At 67.3% G+C, this 17,454-nt stretch carries 14 protein-coding genes; 6 read left to right on the forward strand and 8 right to left on the reverse strand.

Annotated elements, in window-relative coordinates:
- Positions 1-13 precede the first annotated feature (13 nt).
- The 4 genes from AC5ZH6_RS04615 (at position 14) to AC5ZH6_RS04630 (ending at position 3,186) form a co-directional block, all read left to right on the forward strand.
- Positions 14-526: a DUF6764 family protein gene (locus AC5ZH6_RS04615; RefSeq protein WP_006372505.1), complete on the forward strand. Its 513-nt coding sequence runs from the start codon at positions 14-16 to the stop codon at positions 524-526.
- A 107-nt stretch (positions 527-633) separates the two neighbouring features.
- The gene (gene ppk2, locus AC5ZH6_RS04620; protein WP_006372506.1) at positions 634-1,581 is read left to right on the forward strand and encodes a polyphosphate kinase 2; all 948 of its coding nucleotides are present in this window, start codon (positions 634-636) and stop codon (positions 1,579-1,581) included.
- 28 nt (positions 1,582-1,609) lie between these two features.
- Positions 1,610-2,416 carry a hypothetical protein gene (locus AC5ZH6_RS04625; RefSeq protein WP_014358904.1) on the forward strand — a complete coding sequence of 269 codons (807 nt, stop codon included), beginning with the start codon at positions 1,610-1,612 and terminating at the stop codon, positions 2,414-2,416.
- A gap of 74 nt (positions 2,417-2,490) precedes the next feature.
- Entirely contained in the window at positions 2,491-3,186 is a 696-nt protein-coding gene (locus AC5ZH6_RS04630; protein ID WP_006372508.1) for a rhomboid-like protein, read from the forward strand.
- Here the strand turns inward: AC5ZH6_RS04630 and AC5ZH6_RS04635 are convergent.
- From AC5ZH6_RS04635 to AC5ZH6_RS04650, 4 genes are all read right to left on the reverse strand, one after another.
- Positions 3,169-4,572 carry a lipase family protein gene (locus tag AC5ZH6_RS04635; protein ID WP_247608746.1) on the reverse strand — a complete coding sequence of 468 codons (1,404 nt, stop codon included), beginning with the start codon at positions 4,570-4,572 and terminating at the stop codon, positions 3,169-3,171. The genes AC5ZH6_RS04630 and AC5ZH6_RS04635 overlap by 18 nt on opposite strands.
- A gap of 132 nt (positions 4,573-4,704) precedes the next feature.
- Positions 4,705-5,433 (reverse strand): TerD family protein, encoded by a 729-nt coding sequence (locus AC5ZH6_RS04640; protein WP_006372510.1) that lies wholly within the window; start codon positions 5,431-5,433, stop codon positions 4,705-4,707.
- Positions 5,434-5,505: 72 nt separating this feature from the next.
- Positions 5,506-7,443 (reverse strand): hypothetical protein, encoded by a 1,938-nt coding sequence (locus AC5ZH6_RS04645; protein ID WP_006372511.1) that lies wholly within the window; start codon positions 7,441-7,443, stop codon positions 5,506-5,508.
- A 5-nt stretch (positions 7,444-7,448) separates the two neighbouring features.
- The gene (locus AC5ZH6_RS04650; RefSeq protein ID WP_006372512.1) at positions 7,449-9,125 is read right to left on the reverse strand and encodes an Hsp70 family protein; all 1,677 of its coding nucleotides are present in this window, start codon (positions 9,123-9,125) and stop codon (positions 7,449-7,451) included.
- Between the two features lie 77 nt (positions 9,126-9,202).
- Here AC5ZH6_RS04650 and AC5ZH6_RS04655 point away from each other — a divergent pair, with 77 nt between their 5' ends.
- A complete protein-coding gene (locus tag AC5ZH6_RS04655; RefSeq protein WP_006372513.1) occupies positions 9,203-9,706 on the forward strand; it encodes a nucleotide exchange factor GrpE in 504 nt (167 codons plus the stop codon).
- 4 nt (positions 9,707-9,710) lie between these two features.
- Here AC5ZH6_RS04655 and AC5ZH6_RS04660 read toward each other — a convergent pair whose 3' ends face one another.
- The 4 genes from AC5ZH6_RS04660 to AC5ZH6_RS04675 form a co-directional block, all read right to left on the reverse strand.
- Entirely contained in the window at positions 9,711-11,801 is a 2,091-nt protein-coding gene (locus AC5ZH6_RS04660) for a prolyl oligopeptidase family serine peptidase (protein WP_006372514.1), read from the reverse strand.
- 552 nt (positions 11,802-12,353) lie between these two features.
- Positions 12,354-13,628, reverse strand: a complete 1,275-nt coding sequence (locus tag AC5ZH6_RS04665) for an HNH endonuclease signature motif containing protein (RefSeq protein WP_496168522.1) — start codon at positions 13,626-13,628, stop codon at positions 12,354-12,356.
- Positions 13,629-14,018: 390 nt separating this feature from the next.
- Positions 14,019-15,284: an NADH:flavin oxidoreductase gene (locus AC5ZH6_RS04670; protein WP_496168524.1), complete on the reverse strand. Its 1,266-nt coding sequence runs from the start codon at positions 15,282-15,284 to the stop codon at positions 14,019-14,021.
- On the reverse strand, positions 15,281-15,865 hold the full coding sequence (locus tag AC5ZH6_RS04675; protein ID WP_014358913.1) for a TetR/AcrR family transcriptional regulator: 585 nt from the start codon (positions 15,863-15,865) through the stop codon (positions 15,281-15,283). Before AC5ZH6_RS04675 ends, AC5ZH6_RS04670 begins: the two co-directional genes overlap by 4 nt.
- 130 nt (positions 15,866-15,995) lie before the next feature.
- On the opposite strand from AC5ZH6_RS04675, the gene lpdA reads away from it, so the two are divergent.
- The gene (lpdA, locus tag AC5ZH6_RS04680; RefSeq protein WP_026920339.1) at positions 15,996-17,381 is read left to right on the forward strand and encodes a dihydrolipoyl dehydrogenase; all 1,386 of its coding nucleotides are present in this window, start codon (positions 15,996-15,998) and stop codon (positions 17,379-17,381) included.
- Positions 17,382-17,454: the final 73 nt, after the last annotated feature.

Raw genomic sequence — 17,454 nt, forward strand, 5'->3', positions numbered from 1 at the left:
AGGCCGATTCACGTTGCGTACTCACAGGTTTGCGGCACGGGCCCTGATTGTCGCCGTCGGCGGCGCAGGAGCGATCTGGGGTCTCGGCCTCGGTGGCGGTGGTGCCCAGGCGGTCACCTGCAACGCGACGAATGGCCATGAGGTGCAACAGATTCAGGGCACCAGCGGGTGCGGCGCGCGCGCCGGTGTGGGCAGCAGTGCCAGCGCGCAGGAGACCGGTGGGGGTACGGCGGTGGCCGTGTCCGACCGCGGCGGCAACGCCAATGCAATCAACCAGGCGCCCGGTTCGTCGGCGCTGGCGGGGGCCACCACCAACGGCACCTCCTACTCCATCACCACCGGACCCAAGGCGCTCTCCGTCGCCCAGGCCCGCGCCGGCGGGTACTCGGTCGCCATCGGCGGCTGGGGAGGCCAGGCCTACTCGGGTCAGCCCGGCGTCGGCTGCTCGGGCGGTTTCGCCGCGGCCGCCGACACCACCAGCGGCAAGGCGTGCCTGAAGTACGGCTCGATCGACCTGCACAACTGATTTTCACGGGTCCGACTCCTCAGGTCAGTCTGACTTCACAGATCTGAGGGTCTCCTCGTTCACCCCTTCGACACACGACGTTCGTGACCGCGGCATATCGTTGATCCGTGACCGAGTTACACGACCTGGAAACCCTGGGCCCCGACTTCAGCAAGCTCAACGGGCGCGAAGCGCTGCAGAGCCTCGTCGATCTACACGACACCACCCAGTTCGAGGTGAACGACGACGATGACGACGATCCGGTGCTGCTGACGCTGCCCGAGCGCAACGTCGTCGACACCTGGCGTGAGGATTACCCGTACGAGGAGCGGATGAGTCGCCGCGAGTACGAGGTGACCAAGCGCAGGCTGCAGATCGAACTGCTGAAACTACAGAAATGGTCCAAGCAGACCGGCCAGCGTCACCTGCTGGTGTTCGAGGGCCGCGACGCCGCGGGCAAGGGCGGGACGATCAAGCGGTTCAACGAGCATCTCAATCCCCGCGGCGCCCGGGTCGTCGCGCTGGAGAAGCCCTCGGAACGCGAGTCCACCGAGTGGTACTTCCAGCGGTACGTGCAGCATCTGCCCGCGGGCGGCGAGATGGTCTTCTTCGACCGCTCCTGGTACAACCGGGCCGGCGTCGAGCGGGTGATGGGTTTCTGCACCCCCGAGCAGTACGACCAGTTCATGGATCAGGTCCCGGCGTTCGAGAAGATGCTCGTCGACGACGGCATCAACCTGGTGAAGTTCTGGTTCTCGGTGAGCCCGCTCGAACAGCGCACCCGCTTCGCGATCCGGCAGATCGACCCGGTCCGCCAATGGAAGCTGTCCCCGATGGACCTCGCGTCGCTCGACAAGTGGGATGCCTACGGTGCGGCCAAGGAGGCGATGTTCGCCAAGACCGACACCGACATCGCGCCCTGGACGGTGGTGAAGAGCAACGACAAGAAGCGCGCGCGGATCAACGCGATGCGCCACGTGCTCAGCCTGTTCGACTACAAGGGCAAGAACGACGAGCTCGTCGGCACCCCCGATCCGCTGATCGTCGGCCGGGCCCGGGTCATCGCCGACGAGTGAGCGAGTCTCGGCAGGTACCCTCGTGCCGGTGCGAACGTTTCTCAGTGCGCTGCTGACCCTTGTCGCGATGGTGGCCATCGTCGTCGCCCTGCCGTCGATGTGGGCTGCCGAGCGGGTGGTCGATGCCGACGGTTTCGCCGACGTCGCCGCACCGCTCGCGCACGACCCGCAGGTGCAGGCGTTCATCGCCGACGAGATCACCGAGCAGGTGTCCTCCCGGGTCAATGTGCCCGGAGCGTCGACGCTGATCGAACCGTTCGCGAAGCGCTACACGCAGGGACAGGACTTCCCCGCCGACTTCGCCGATCTCGTCCGACAGCAGCATTCCTGGCTCTTCGATCCCGCGCCCGCGGGCGGCTCCCAGGAGATGCAACTCGACATCACCGCGATGGTAAACCGGGCGCTCAAGAGCGCCAACCTGCCGTTCGTGACCTCGGTGCCGGGCAAGATCGAGGTGCCGATGGCCGAGGGCAGCGGGCTCGATGCCGGCCGGTATCACAAAGTCGGACAACAGATCACGACGATCGGATACGTCGCGACCGCGGTCGCGGTGATCGCCGGCCTGCTCGCCCTGCTCGTCGCCCGACGACGCGGGACGGTGCTGATCGCGCTCGGTCTGGGTGGGTTGCTGGCGGCCTTGCTGAGCTGGCTGGCGGCTCTGAATGCGACGACGCTGGTCAACCGCCAGTTCGTCAATCACTCCACCGGCAACGCCCTGACCCGAGCGGCCACCGACGCCCTGGCCAACGACCTCACCTGGTGGGCGACGGTGGGTGCGATCGCCGGGGCGATCGGGATCGTGCTCGGCATCGTCGTGCGGCTCATCGCGCGCTGAGTGTGTCCCGGTCCCCGGCGCGGGCGTCGCTCGACCGGCACACTGATCACCGGGGCTGACGAGTGGGAGACGAGGTGGACCGACTGACGAGCGCCGGCGCGTGGATCTGGGATCGAATCCGTTCCGCTCCCGTGACCTGTGTGTGGCTCGTGATCCTGCTGATGACGACCATCCTGCAGCACTCGATGTCGCCGAGGCATCTCAACCACGTGCTCGGTCATCAGTCGACCAACATCGTCAATCTGCAGAAGGATCCGTTCCAGGTTCTCCTCGCGAGCCTGTTCTGGCTCGACGGTTCGTACTGGTTTCCGTATCTGATCCTCTTCTGCATCTTCCTGATCCCGGCCGAACGATGGCTCGGCACCGCACGTTTCGTCGTGGTCGGTCTCAGCGCACATGTCGTCGCCACCTATGCCAGTGAGGGATTGCTGCGGCGTGCCATTGCATCTGGTGATGCGAGTGCGGACCTGGTACGCATCCACGACGTCGGCGTCAGTTACTTTCTGGCGGCGGTCGCGGCGGTGCTGGCTTATCACATCGCCCGCCCGTGGCGGTGGGTGTACATCGCCGGTTGCGTGGTGATCTACGTCGTCCCGCTTCTCTCGCACATCACCGTCACCAACATCGGGCATGCGTGTTCGGCCCTGATCGGATTCGCCTGGTACCCGCTCACACGCGGCCTCGCCGGGCAGCAGTGGGATCCGATGGTCGTCGTCCGGGCGATTCGGCGGCATCTCGGTTCCCGGCGCCGGTCACAGTGCAGCGAGTAGCCACTGAAGGTCCGGGGCGTAGACGTCACCGGGTCCGCCGAGGCAGCTCACGACGCGGGTCGTGACGCGGGCACCCTTCGCACGATAGGTCGCCGCGGCGCGTGCGAGGTCATCGACGGGCGTCACCGACACCGGCGAGAGGTTCGAGTCGCACCGCGTCAGCCGCAACCGCGCGGTCGGGGTGGGCGAGGTGGGGGTGGCCAGCGCGGCCGCGTCGAAGGCGCGCCGGAAGTCGGGGTCGGCCCACGGGGAATGACCCGGCCGGAACAATGCCGGCAGCGGTACGTACGACAGGGTGAGATAGGTCGGGACCGCGCACGCGTGCCGGAAGGCGTCGGCGATCCTCTTGCCGACTGCGGTGAGTTTGTCGTCGATCCGCATCTCCGGGTGCCCGGTCTCCAGACCCAGCAGATCGGCGACCGCGAATCCGGCTCCCACCGTGCCGCTGTTCCGGCGGATGAAGTTACGGTGATCGGGCACCATCTGACCGATCATGATCGCCGGGATGTGCAGTTCGGGCGCATAGGTTCCGGCCTGCTCGGCGGCCACCGCGGCCGCGCCGCTCCCGCCGCCGGACGGACCGTAGATACCGATCGGCGACGACGCGGTCAACCCGGCCGCGGGCACCGAGCGGGCCGCGCGGCTCGCGTCGAGCAACGCGTGCCCGTCGAAGCGGGGCAGCAGCGTCGGGGTGGGCGACGGACCACCGTCGTCGGCGAGATCGGCGACGACGACGGTGTGGCCGGCACGCAGCGCTGTCGATGCCGAGTCGACCGGGCCCATACCGCGAACCTGATCGATCACCGAGTTGCGTGACATCGACGAGGTGGGCCGGCAATAGGAGCCCATGCTTTCGTCGGCCACACCCATGCCGATCAATGCGCGCATGCCGTGCGGTGGAGTTGCCGTCGGGACGAACAGTGACGCGCTCGCCGCGGTCCGGTCGCCGAGTGGCCCGGTCGTCACGTACAGCATCCGGAACCCGCGCACACCGGGCACTGTGCGTTCCACCGCCGGCGCAGCCATCGGTTCGATCCGCAGGATCTCGCCGAGACGGGCGTCGGCGCCCGGCGGTGTGTGAGCGTAGAACGGATCGGGATCGGCGACGACCGACCTCATCGCGGCATCGGCGATCGCGTTCAGATCGAGCGGTGAATCCGGCCGTGCCGCCGCATATCCGGCGTTCAGCGCGACGGTGGTCATCGTGACGGTGGTCATCGCGACGGTGGTCATCGTGACGGCGACGAGTATTGCACGCAGGCGGCATCGCGCCGCAACGCGCCAGGTCGAGAACTTCAGCACACCATCCCCCGATTGAGTGCCCGGGGACGTCCGGCACGGTCGCCCCCGACGGGCCGACGCCACCAGCAGGGGCGGTGTCGGCATGACCGCGCAGACCTTACGGCACGCGGCGGGCTCGTGGTCGGTGGTGGTGAGCGAACGCACACCGCCCGGGCACGGTCGATGTGCGCGTGCGGCGAGCGGTGTGCGTCAGGTGGTGCGGGGGAAGGGCAAGCGCTACTTGCGGCCGGCCTTCCAGTTCAGTCCCCAGCCGTAGGCCTCGTCGACCTTGGACTGGGAGCCGCGGATGTAGCGCACCTCGCGATTGACGACGAGTTCGCCGCCGCGGTTCTCCAGTAGTGCGATCGCGCACGAGATGGCGCCCTGATCGGCTTCGTCGAGGCGTACCTCGATCTGCGGTCCGCTCGCCGGGAACAGGGTCACCACGCCGTTGGCGCTCGCCCAGTTGGGGGTGCCCTCGTAGATGTAGGCGAAGATCAGCACGCGACGGATCTGATTGGACGCCGACAGGTCGATGTACATGTTCTCGCCGCCGGTGTTCGATCCGGAGCGGTCGTCGCCGTCGAGCCAGATGATCGGCCGTCCCTGGTACGGCGCCTGGAACGAGTTGCCGAGGGCCTGCACGATGCCCTTGCTGCCGTCGGTGAACTCCCAGAGGCAGGCGAGGTCGAGGTCGACGCCGGTGGCGCGCTTGAACAGTCCGCCCTTGGAGCCGGCGGTCCAGTTGAGGTTCACCCGGACCTGACCGGTCGCCGAACCCTGCTTGGTCAGCGACACGCTCGGCGCGGACTTGGTGAGCGTCACCTTCGACAACGACACCGGCGGCTGAGCTGGAGCCTGGTTCGGGTAACCCTGCGGCGGTTGCTGATACGGCTGTGCCTGTGGAGTCGGCTGTGGCTGTGGGGCCGGCGGCGTCTTCGGTCGCTTGGTGTAGTCGATTCCCATGGCAGGTGATTCCCCTCTGAATCTGGTGGTCGAGGTCGGTGATGTCCGATTCGGCGAATTCAGCCTAGCGAATCACGGGCGTGGGTTGGTGTTCGTCGCCGGCAGGGCCGCGCGCGCCCGGGGGCCGAAGGCGGCGGCGACGGTCAGCGCGCCGCTGCCGTCGCGCCGGCACGCCGCCACCGCGATGTGCCCGGGACGTGCGATGGAACCGGGGATCGCGAACCCGCCGTCGATGGCGTAGCGGGTGTTGGTGATCTTCTTCGCCCACGCCGCCGGGTCGGTCGGCGACTGCGGAGGTGCATCCGCCCGAATGACGACGAGGGCCTCGGTGACGCCGTCGGGCCACGCGAAGATCACCCGGTCCCCGTCGACGCGGACGTCGGTGACGGCGGGCAGATCATCGGTCGGTGGCGTGGTGGGAGCCGTGGGTGTTGTGGGTGCAGGAGCCGGGGGTCGGGGCGGGGGCGGCGGGTTACCGGAGATCGCGACGTCGGAGTGCACGCCCGCGCGGGTTGCGGTGACCTCGTAGGTGGGCAATGGGGTTGCGGTGCCGACGCCACCGTCGTCGAGTGCGGTCTCCGAGGTGCGGCCGACCACCTGCCTGCGGCCGTTCGGCTCGACGCGGGTGACCCGATAGCTCACCCCCGCGGTGGGTGAGGGTTCCCAGCTCACCCGCACGGTGCCGTCGACCGCCTCGGCCCGAACCTGCGACGGCGCTGCGGGGGGCGGCTCCGCTGACGCTGCCGGAGGCGGCCCTGGTGCCGGGGCCGGTTCGGGTGGCGGGTCGGTGGCGTCCAGGGTTCGCTGGGCCTCGTCGGCGACCGCATCGATCTGACGGAGTGCGGTGGGGTCGTCGCCGGCGGCTGCGCGCGCCTGTGCACATCGCCGCCGGGCCTCCTCTGGGCGGCCCTTGCGTAAAGCCTGTCGGGCCGAGCGCAATTCGCGCTGCCAGTCGACTGCTGCCGGGGTGTGCGGCGTCGGAGCCGGTGCGGCCGGTGCGGGGGCCGGGGCGGGGGCCGGCTCCTCGACGGCGCCGCCGTACTCGGCCGCGATCGTGGCGATCAGCCGGCGCGCGTCGCGGGTGCCGAGACCGAGTCCACGCGCCTCGTCGAGCATGAACTGGTGATCGTCGGGGTGCAGGCGATCCTCGACGAGGATCGCCGCCCGGATACGGGGCCGCAGATGTTCGGTGACCCGGTCGGTGACCGAGGCGAGGTACGCGACGGTGACCTCGACGGGTCCGAGCAGGATCTCCGCGATGTCGATGAGGAGCTCGTCGACGATGGCGCGCATGCGGCCGGCGGGTAGTTCCCGTGCGCGGTGGCGCATTCCGTCGACGCGCAGCCGGATCTCGCCGCGGTCGGCGGCGTTGTCGGTGGTGAGATCGAGTACCGCGAGCAGTGTGTGGGCAGGCGGTCCGCTGCGGCGGCGGCTGAACTCGGTGAGCAGCTCGGTGATCTGGGAGAGTTTGTGGGCCGACAGCGTTTGCGGCGCGGCAGGAGTGGAAGCCGTTGCCCCGGAGGGGGTATCGGACACTACGCGGTGTCTGCGCAGTCGGGTCGCGACCTCGTCGGTACTGAGTCCACCCATCGCCCCGATCTCGTCGAGACCGGCGCGCTTTCCCTCCGGGATGCCGCCATAACGGGCGACGAGGCGTTCGATCGCGCTGTCCAACAACTGATATCGCTGCTCATCGAGCTCGGTGCGGCGCGCCTGCACGGACCGGGCCAGCGTCACGCGGCGAACCGACTCACGTAGCGGTGCACTGCGGTCGCCGTGTTCGGCGACCAAATGCTCCACGAGCATCCGGTACTTGGGGTGATCGCGTTGTTTCTGCCAGAACGCCCACACCTCGTCGATCCGGGCGGCCACCTCGGGGTCGGAGAGGGTGGCGGCCTCGGCGATCGGGATGTCGTACAGCTCGAAGGGGTCGGATTCCTCGACGCCGCCGCGGCGTTCCACCGCGGCGAGGACGCGTTTGCGGTAGTCGTTGCCGACGAAGGGTTCCACGGCGCTCAGACGTCCCGGCGTCGACTGCGGTGGACCTGGTCGAGTTCCCGCGCGACCTCCGACTGGGACAGCGTCGCACCGGTTTTCGCGGTGAGGGTCAGCGGTATGTCCGCCTCGACATGATGGGCTCTGACGTGCAGCACGCCGTCGAATCCCATCTCGAAGGTGACCCGCACCTCGCTGTTCTCGTCGTGGCCGGGCGGGATGTCCTCGATGGCGCCCTCGATCAGCATCTTCGCGTCGCGCGGTGAGGGCGAGGCCTCCTGCCCGAGTTGTTCGACCACGGTCAGCTCGATGCGCCGCTGGTCGGCGCGCACCGTCCCGAAGGAGCGCTGGACGCGGATCGGCAAGGGCTGGTTGCGATGCACCAGCCAGGTGACCTCGAGTTCGCCGTTGCGACCGCTGACCGCGAGTACCCCGAAGCCGCGAGAAACCACGGTGTCGACGCTGATCTGGAGCATTCGACGGACTCCGGCGACCGGTATCGCGAACGCCGCGGCCACCCGGGCGGCGGCCTCGTCGACATCGGCCGGCGCGGCGTCGACGAGCGTCGCACCGGGCGCCAATCGACCTCGGGTGATCAGGTCGGCGGTGACCAGACGCTCGATCTCGAGTTTCTCCCCGTAGATCGCCGCACCACGCGCGACCGCCAGATCCGGATCGCGCAGTTCGGGGGTGATCCCGAGCCGCGCCGTGATCTCGCGTGTCACCGCAGGCATCCGGGACGAGCCGCCGACCAGCAACACCCGATCCACCTGTGCCACCCCGCGTCGGCGGGCGCCGGCCACACACGAGTCGGTGAGATCGAGGGTGCGTGCGAGGAGTCCGGCGGTGAGTTCCTCGAGTTCGGTGCGGGTCACGGTCAGTACCGACCGCACGCCGTCGTGCGAGACGATCACCGATGTCGAGTTTGATTCGCTGAGTTCGTGTTTCGCACGTTCGGCGGCCATGATCAGGGCCTGCGAACCGGCCGAGTCGTCGAGGGGATCCTCGGCGTCGGGGTGCTCCTCGCAGAACTTCCGCGACAGGTGCAGGGCGAGTCGCTCGTCCCAGTCGGCGCCGCCGAGCTGATGGTCGCCGTCGACGGCAAGCACCGAGATGCGCCGGTCGGCGAGTTCGATCACCGTGGCGTCGAAGGTGCCGCCGCCGAGGTCGTAGACGAGGACCGTCTCGTCGGGTGTGGCCGTGGCGACGGTGTCGGTCAACCGGCTGAATCCGTAGGACAGCGCCGCCGCGATCGGCTCCGACAACACCCCGGCGACGTCGAGTCCGGCGTAGGTACCCGCCTGGATGGTGGCGCGGCGTTCCTCGTCGCCGAAGTAGGCGGGCACGGTGATCACCGCGCGCTCCACCTTCTCGCCGGCGAATTCGGCGTTGGAGACCAACGATTTCAGGATGAGCGCCGAGATCGCCGGGGCCGACCAGCTCCGGCCGTGGGCGACGAACCGCCAATCTGCTTCACCCATACGACGTTTGACGAGCGCGCACACGTTGTCGGGGTCCAGTCGTGCCTGCCTGCGGGCACCTTCGCCGACGACGTGGTCGTGCGCCGACGGCAACAGCACGACCGACGGTGTCGTCGGCGCACCATTCCAGTCGCCGATCACCTCGGGCCGTCCGTCGCGGTCGATCGCCGCGATCGCCGAATTCGTCGTGCCCAGATCGATGCCGAATACGCCCACGGTCGGGGATCGTAACAGCGCGACGCGCGCCGGGCAGGCGTCTCGATGGTGCGAGCGCCGGGTTCTACGCTGGTCGGATGACCGAGGGTGCAGACGACGTCGCCGGTGCGGAGAGCCAGGGTGGTGCCGATGAGGTGGCCGAGCCGTTCCGCCGTCTCGACGAGCGGCTCGAGGATCTCGGGCGGGTGATTGTCCGGCAGTCGCAGTCGCTGGACCGGCTCCTCGACGCCGAGAAGAAGCGGTCGGCGCGCGATGCGGCCGGCGCAGACCTGGCCCTGCTGGTGGACCTGCTGGCGCTCTACGGCGACGCCGCGGGCTGTGCCTCAGCGTCGACCGACGCCGCCGACCGCGCCGCGTTCACCGCGCTGGCCGACGGCCTGGAACGCGTGATCGTCGGCCGCGGGGGCACGCTCGTGACACCGCGGATCGGCGACGACTTCGACGCCGTCACCATGGACGCCGTCGACACCCGGGAGACCGGCGCGGCCGACCGGTCACGGACGGTCGCCGACGTTCTGCGGCCGGGACTGAACGTCGGGCCGCGGTCGGTGCGGCCCGCGGCGGTCGTCGTCTACCGTTGACCGCTCAGTGGTCGGCCGATCCGATGGTGCGCCACAGGAATTCGTACGCCAGTGCCGACTTGAAGGCCGCCTGCTTGTTGTCGGCGGCACCGCCGTGCCCGCCCTCGATGTTCTCGTAGTAGCGGACGTCGTGACCGTACTCCTCGAGTCGCGCAACGAGTTTGCGGGCGTGCCCGGGATGGACGCGGTCGTCGCGGGTGGAGGTGGTGACGAGAATCGGCGGGTAGGTCTTCTCGCGTGTGAGGTTCTGATACGGCGAGTACTCACCGATGTAGGCCCACTCGTCGGGGTCGTCGGGGTTGCCGTACTCGGCCATCCACGACGCGCCCGCCAGCAGCAGGTGGTAGCGACGCATGTCGATCAGCGGGACCTGACACACCAACGCGCCGAACAACTCCGGATATCGGGTGAGCATCACGCCCATCAGTAGGCCGCCGTTGGAACCGCCCTGTGCGCCGAGTTGGGCCGGGGTCGTCAGTCCACCTGCGACGAGGTCCTTGGCAACACTCGAGAAGTCCTCGTACACCAGGTGACGACCGGCCTTCTGGGCTTGGGTGTGCCAGGCCGGGCCGTATTCGCCGCCGCCACGGATGTTGGCGATGACATAGATGCCGCCGCGTTCGATCCAATTGCGTCCCGAGAGCGCCAGATAGCCCGGCGTCAGCGAATTCTCGAAGCCGCCGTAGCCGTAGAGCAGTGTGGGGCCGCTGGTCACGTCGCGGCGCCGGATCACGAAGTAGGGGATCGGGGTGCCGTCGTCGGACGGGGTGAAGAACTGTTCGGCCACCACCGATTCCGCGTCGAAGAACTGCGGGGTCTGTTTGATCACGGTGACCTCGGTGCCGCTGTTGCCGTGCAGCAGGCTCGGTGGCGCGGTGAACGACGTCGCCGACCAGAACACCTCGTCACTGTCGTCGGGATCGGTGTCGAGGACCGAGACGGTCGCGAGTTCGGGGAGCCCGGGTTGTGGCACGACCGTCCAGTCGCCGAGAGTGCGCACGGTCACCTCGGTGTGCACGTCGTGCAGGGTGAGCACGATCAGGTGTGACCGAGTGAAGGAGAATGACTGCAGGCTGGTGTGCGCGTCCGGGGTGAACAGCACCGTGTGTTCGCGCGCCCCGGCGAGGTAGGACGGGTAGTCGAAGACGAGCAGAGTGCCTGCCGGATAATCGGTTCCGCCGACTTCCCAGTCCGAACGGGGGCGGACAAACATCCAATCGTGGTGCACGCTGACGTGGGCATCGGTCGGCACGTCGAGCAAGATCTCCTCGGTGCCGCGGAGCTCGTAGGTGAGCTCGTTGAAGAAATCCGTTGCGCGCGAGACGAAATGACGCTCGAATCCAGGCGTGTGGTCGTACCCGGCGCTCACCGCCACATCGTCGACAGAGCCGGCGAACACCGTCGGCGCCGCATCGACCGGAGTGCCGCGCGTCCACCGTTTGATGACGCGCGGATACCCCGAGGTGGTCAGTGATCCGTCGCCATCGGGCTGTATCCCGAAATCGGTTCCGACATAGACGGTGTCGCGGTCGATCCAGAAGATCGACGACTTCGCCTCGGGGAGCGTGAAGCCGTCGTCGACCCAGCTACGGGTCGCGACGTCGAACTCCCGGACGACGGCGGCGTCGGCACCGCCGCGCGACATCGAGATCAGGGCGCGGTCGTACCCGGGCCGGTTCATGGTGGCCGATTTCCACACCCAGTTCTCGTCCTCGGCGATGGCGAGGGCGTCGACGTCGATGAGGACATCCCACTCGGGGGAGTCGGTGAGGTATTGCTCGAGCGTGGTCCGCCGCCACAGTCCGCGGGGGTGCGCCGCGTCGCGCCAGAAGTTGTAGAGGTACTCGCCCCGGCGACGCACGTAGGGGATGCGGTCGTCGGTGTCGAGGATCTCCAAGGCCTGCGCTTCGAGCTGGGAGAACCGGTCCGAGTCGGTGAGTTCGGCAAGGGTGGGTGCGTTGTGGTCACGCACCCAGGCGAGTGCCTCGTCGCCGGTGACGTCCTCGAGCCACAGGTAGGGGTCGTCGGCGGAGGTGGTGGTGTTGCTGTCGGTCACCTCGCCAACGTACCCGGCTTCAGCCGGCGCGTCCTGCATGCCACATGCTGAGCTCACACGATGACCACGAACTTTCCGACCCCGTCCGTCTCGTCCAATGATGCCGGGCGCTCCCCAACCCAATGGTCGAGGTGACCCGCAACGGGATGCACCTGCCGTGCCACTCCCGTGGTCGAGGTATGGGCGAGGTGCCGAGGAGCGCCAGCGACGAGACTCGAGACACCGTGCGCCGAAATATATTCGGTCCACGGTGGTGCGAATCCAGCACCGGTGCAGGTGGTCTCGAGGCTCGCCGCACGCGGCTCGCACCTCGACCAGCGGGGTATGCGCTCCCCTCGAAGGATGCTGATGCTCTCCCATCCGACGATCGGATGCTGACGCCCTCCCCACCCGGTGGCCTCCCCTCCCGGTGGTCGAGGTGCCGAGGAGCGCCAGCGACGAGCCTCGAGACCTGTTGCGCCGAAGGGATTCCGGGCCAAGGGTACGACCATCCCGACCATCGGGTGGGGATTATCACTATGGAGTTCTCAAACAACAGACGCGGTCCCGGCCGGGCCGGGTGCGGGGAATCAGGTTGTGGGGCAGCGCAGGTCAGGCTGCTGTGTCGTCGAGTCGCATGGTGCGGCGGTGATACGACGGCACCGGCCGGCGTTGCGGATCGATGCTGGCGGGTGGAATCAGCCAGGGATGTCGGTCGAATCCCATGATGATGTCCCACCCGTGGTGGTGCACATCGTCGTGGCAGCTGGTGCAGAGGAGGCATCCGTTGTCGAGGTCGGTGGGACCACCATCGGCCCAATGGTGCGAATGATGTCCTTGGCAGCGTCCGGCGTGGGCACCACACTTGATGCACCCGCGATCCCGCACCAGCAACGCTTTCCGTTGTCCCGGTGTGAAGAAGCGTTTCGCTTCGCCAACACTGAGCGGTACACCGTTCGGATCGAGCATGATTTTGGTGATCGTGGTGTCACACGACAACAGTTTGGCGGTGGATTCGGTGATCGCACCCAGGTTCTGCAAATCCCCACCGAGTGCCGGGTTGTCCGCAGACCAGGTCCACAACAGTCCGTTGGTGGGTTTCGCCGAGAATGTGGTGTCCGCCAATCCCTGTGCCGCGAGTTCGACGATCGTTTCAAACGCCGCGGCGCAGATCTGTTCGGGTGTCCGGGGATCGGGGGATCCGTCGGGTTGAGCTTTGGGCGCCGACAAGGTTTCCATCAGGGTGCGTGTTTTCTCCCCGGCGATGATGTCGAGGTTCGCCGAGATCTCCAGTCGTCCGTCGTCGGTGATGCGGTCGGTGTAGGAGTTGATCGTCTTGTCTTCGGCGGCCGGTAACCCGCCCGGTGTGTCGGCCGCCAACTCGTTACCCAACTGCCGCGCGTAGAGGTTGATTTCGGCGGGGGTGAAACCGGCGAAGTAGTGCGACAGCAGTTTCCGCAGGTATTCACACCGTCGCACGGTGTCGAGGGGTTCGGGGGAGCGGGTGTCGATGTGCGCCAACCCGCGCACGATCGCATCCACATGTTCGGAAGAGATGGACCCGTCCGCTTCATGCGCCAACAACAGATCGACATCGGTGGTGGTGGCGACCCGCACATACCGACCTGCGACGGCGGGTGCGCAACCCATGCTGATCAACAACTCCCGCAGTCGGGTGGTCTTGTGGTCGGCCACGCCCAGCCGGTCCAGTTCGCCGGTGAGGGTGGTGGCGTGGTGATCGATCAGGTTCCGCAACAACAGGACTTGCTTCATCGCGCCGAAGGCTTGGTGTCCGGTCATGTCCGGATTCCATTGCAGGTCGCTGAGTTGGCTGACAATCCCGGCGAAAACCGCTTCGGCGTCAAGAGCTTCGGTGGTGTCGATCATGGGCCCCTCCCCAGTGGCTGATCGGTGTGATGGGTCCACTCTACTCGAACATGTGGATTAGGGTAAGTGTGTTCGATGATTCTGTGGAGGTAAATGTGCTTGTGGACAACAGGTTTCGGTGGTGAGCTGGCGGAAGTTTTCTGTCGGTGGGATGTGGTAGGCGGTGCGGTTTTCGCTGCGGCTGTTCGATGTGGTTGGGAAGCGTGTTGTCTCACCGGGTCTCGAGGCCCGGCGCCTGGGGCGCCGTGCACCTCGACCATCGGGGGAAGGCCCGGCGCCTGGGGCGCCGTGCACCTCGACCATCGGGGGTCTCGACCAGCGGGGGAAGGGGCACATGACCATGGTGTCGCTCATCGCCGATTTCCAGGAGTCACATCGTGTGCGGTGGTCTCACCCACGTACCGGGCACTCGGTGCGTGTGTAGATCGTCGGCATGCACAGGTTGCAGTGGATGCATTGCGACGTCGTCGATGGGTCGTCGCTGATCCGTTGTGGCAGATCGGGTTCGCGGAGTAGGGCGCGGCCCATGGCGAGGAAGTCGAAGCCCTCGGCGAGTGCCGCATCCATGGTGGCACGGTCGGTGATGCCGCCGAGCAGGATGATCGGTAGGTCGACCGCCTCCCGCAGTCGGCGTGCCAACGGCAGCAGATAACCGGGGTGGTACTCGTAGTGCTTGAGGAAGAACGGGCCTGCGGCCTTCAGCCCCCAGCGCATCGGTCCGGTGAACGCGTCGGCGAACGCGGTCCGCGGCGCCTGACCGTGAAACAGGTACATCGGGTTGAGAAGTGAACTGCCCGCGGTGGGTTCGATGGCGTCGAGGTATCCGTCGGCTTCGAACAGCCGCGCCGCCGCGCACGCTTCGTCGACGTTGAAGCCTCGCCACCGGCGTGCGGGTGCGCCGACGGCTCCGACGCCGTCGTACATGTTGAGCTTGACCCAGATCGCGACATCGCTGCCGACCTCTTCGCGCACCGACTCGAGTACCTCGCGGGCCAGCCGGGCGCGGTTGACCAACGAGCCACCGTAGTCGTCGCGGCGGCGGTTGAGTAGCGGGGACAAGAAGCTGCTGAGGAGATAGTTGTGGCCGCAATGGATTTCGAGTGCATCGAAGCCGGAATCGACCGCGATGCGAGCCGCGCGGGCGAATGTGGTGCGCAGCGCGGCGATTTCCTCGACGGTGGGTGAGTGCGTCATCGACATCCCCATCGGCGCCGGGATCGGTGAGGCGGCCAGCGCCCGGGCCCTGTTCGACACCGAGTTGGCGACCGGGCCCGCGTGACCCAATTGTGCTGCCGCACGAGCACCTTCGGCATGGATGGCCTCGGTCAGCCGGACCAGTCCGGGCGCGGCCTCGGGCCGTAGCCAGATCTGATGCCGGTCGGTGCGGCCCTCCGGGGAGATCGCACAGTAGGCGACGGTACTGATCCCGACCCCGCCTGCCGCCACCTCCCGGTGGAACTCGATGAGATCGTCGGTGACGAGGGCGTCGGGGGTGCGGCCCTCGAAGGTCGCGCACTTGATGAGGCGGTTGCGCAGGTGCAGTGGACCGAGTCGGGCGGGCGCGAACGGGTCCGGCGCTGAGGGGTCCGGCGCTGAGGGGTCCGGCGCTGAGGGGTCCGGCGCTGATGAGTCCGGCGCAGTGATGTTGGTGGTCATGACAACTCCTTCGAGACAACCGGTGCGCCGAGTCCGGCGACCACGAACGCGCGCAGTGCCGCGATCGCGTCGTCGGAGAGGGGCCCGTTCCCACCGAAGCGGTGGAGGATCAGCGTGAACGCGAGCGCCCACCGGCGTCGCGCGGCGCGCGTGTCGAGGCCGGGAACCAGCGGCGTGAGCAGATCCACCCAGTCGTCCAGGCGGAACCAGCGGCGCGTCCACGCGGCGTCGGGATGGGCGTCGACGAAGCGGGTCAGCAGTTGCAGATGGAGATGGCCGACGGGATCGGCCCGAAGTCGAACGAGCGGGTCGACGACGAGGTCGATGAGGTCGGCGATGGTGTGGTCGGCGAGGTCGTCACCGCCGAGGGCGTCGGCCCACAGTGGCGCCAACCGGTCCTCCAGCAGGGCTGCGACCAGGTCGTCCTTGGATCCGAAGTGGTAGTGCACGGCCGCCGGATTCACCCCGGCCTCGGTGCAGATGGCCCGCACCGACACGGTGTCGGGTCCGTCGGTCAGGAACAGTCGCTCGGCGGCCATCAGCAGGTGTTCGCGCGTCACCTGGGCGCGTGTCGGTGCCATACCTGTCGATCAAAGCAGATCCCCATCATTGATTCAATCAGTGATGGAAACCGTCGGTGTTCGAGGTGGTTACCGGCCAGTACCGGGGACGCTCTGCGCTGGTACCCGACGCCGTCGTAGGGTGGTGGCCGTGGCTGAACACTTCCAAACAGTTGTCCTGGGTGCTGGTCCAGGTGGGTACGTGGCCGCGATCCGGTCCGCCCAACTGGGCATGAAAACCGCCGTCATCGAAGAGAAGTACTGGGGCGGTGTGTGCCTGAACGTCGGATGTATCCCGTCGAAGGCACTTCTCCGGAACGCCGAGCTGGCGCATATCTTCAACCATCAGGCGAAGACCTTCGGCATGTCCGGTGAGGTCTCCTTCGACTTCGGTCCGGCATTCGACCGCAGTCGCAAGGTCAGTGAGGGCATCGTCAAGGGTGTCCACTTCCTGATGAAGAAGAACAAGATCACCGAGATCGACGGATACGGTGTGTTCCAGGACGCGAAGACCCTGAAAGTGGGGGACCGCGAGATCACCTGGGACAACCTCATCATCGACACCGGATCGACCGTCAAGCTGCTGCCGGGCGTCGAGCTGAGCGACAACGTCGTCACCTACGAGACCCAGATCCTCACCCGTGAGCTCCCCGAGTCGATCGTGATCGTCGGTGCCGGCGCGATCGGCATGGAATTCGGGTACGTGCTGGCCAATTACGGGGTCGACGTCACGATCGTGGAATTCCTCGATCGGGTCCTGCCCAACGAGGACGTCGACGTCTCCAAGGCCATCGCCAAGGAATACAAGAAGCTCGGCGTCAAGGTGCTGACCTCGACCAAGGTGCAGACCGTCACCGACAACGGTGACAGCGTGACCGTCACCTACAAGGACGCCAAGGACAACGACGGTGAACTGACCGTCGACAAGGTCCTGATGTCGGTCGGTTTCGCCCCGCGCGTCGACGGCTACGGCCTCGAGAAGACCGGCGTCGAACTCACCGAACGCGGCGCCATCGCGATCGACGACCACATGCGCACCAACGTCGACGGCATCTATGCGATCGGCGACGTGACCGCCAAGCTGCAACTCGCACATGTGGCCGAGGCGCAGGGCGTGGTCGCCGCCGAGACGATGGCCGGCGCGGAGACGATGACACTGGGCGACTACCGCTTCATGCCGCGCGCGACGTTCTGTCAGCCGCAGGTCGCCTCGTTCGGTCTCACCGAGGCACAGGCCAAGGACGAAGGCTACGACGTGACCGTGTCGACCTTCCCGTTCTCCGCCAACGGCAAGGCGCAGGGACTCGGCGAGACCGCCGGCTTCGTCAAACTCCTCACCAACTCCGAGACCGAGGAACTCCTCGGCGGACATCTGGTGGGCGACAACGTCTCCGAGATGCTTCCCGAGCTGACGCTGGCCCACAAGTGGGACCTCACCGCGCGTGAGCTGGCACGCAATGTCCATACCCACCCGACGATGAGCGAAGCGCTGCAGGAAACGTTCCACGGCGCGATCGGACACATGATCAACCTCTGAGTCACGCGACGAACGCGGCCCGTCCCGGCCAACGCCCGTGGTGCACCACCGGCGCGGACCGGGACGGGCCGCG

Source organism: Gordonia sp. YC-XJ4 (assembly GCF_059511865.1).

Bases quoted from the DNA above. Each gene is read 5' to 3' on its own strand.
- AC5ZH6_RS04635 (WP_247608746.1), bottom strand. From the start codon at position 4,572: ATGCCGACACCGCCCCTGCTGGTGGCGTCGGCCCGTCGGGGGCGACCG.
- AC5ZH6_RS04675 (WP_014358913.1), bottom strand. From the start codon at position 15,865: ATGGCACCGACACGCGCCCAGGTGACGCGCGAACACCTGCTGATGGCC.
- AC5ZH6_RS04670 (WP_496168524.1), bottom strand. From the start codon at position 15,284: ATGACCACCAACATCACTGCGCCGGACTCATCAGCGCCGGACCCCTCA.
- AC5ZH6_RS04660 (WP_006372514.1), bottom strand. From the start codon at position 11,801: ATGCAGGACGCGCCGGCTGAAGCCGGGTACGTTGGCGAGGTGACCGAC.
- AC5ZH6_RS04640 (WP_006372510.1), bottom strand. From the start codon at position 5,433: ATGGGAATCGACTACACCAAGCGACCGAAGACGCCGCCGGCCCCACAG.
- AC5ZH6_RS04655 (WP_006372513.1), top strand. From the start codon at position 9,203: ATGACCGAGGGTGCAGACGACGTCGCCGGTGCGGAGAGCCAGGGTGGT.
- AC5ZH6_RS04665 (WP_496168522.1), bottom strand. From the start codon at position 13,628: ATGATCGACACCACCGAAGCTCTTGACGCCGAAGCGGTTTTCGCCGGG.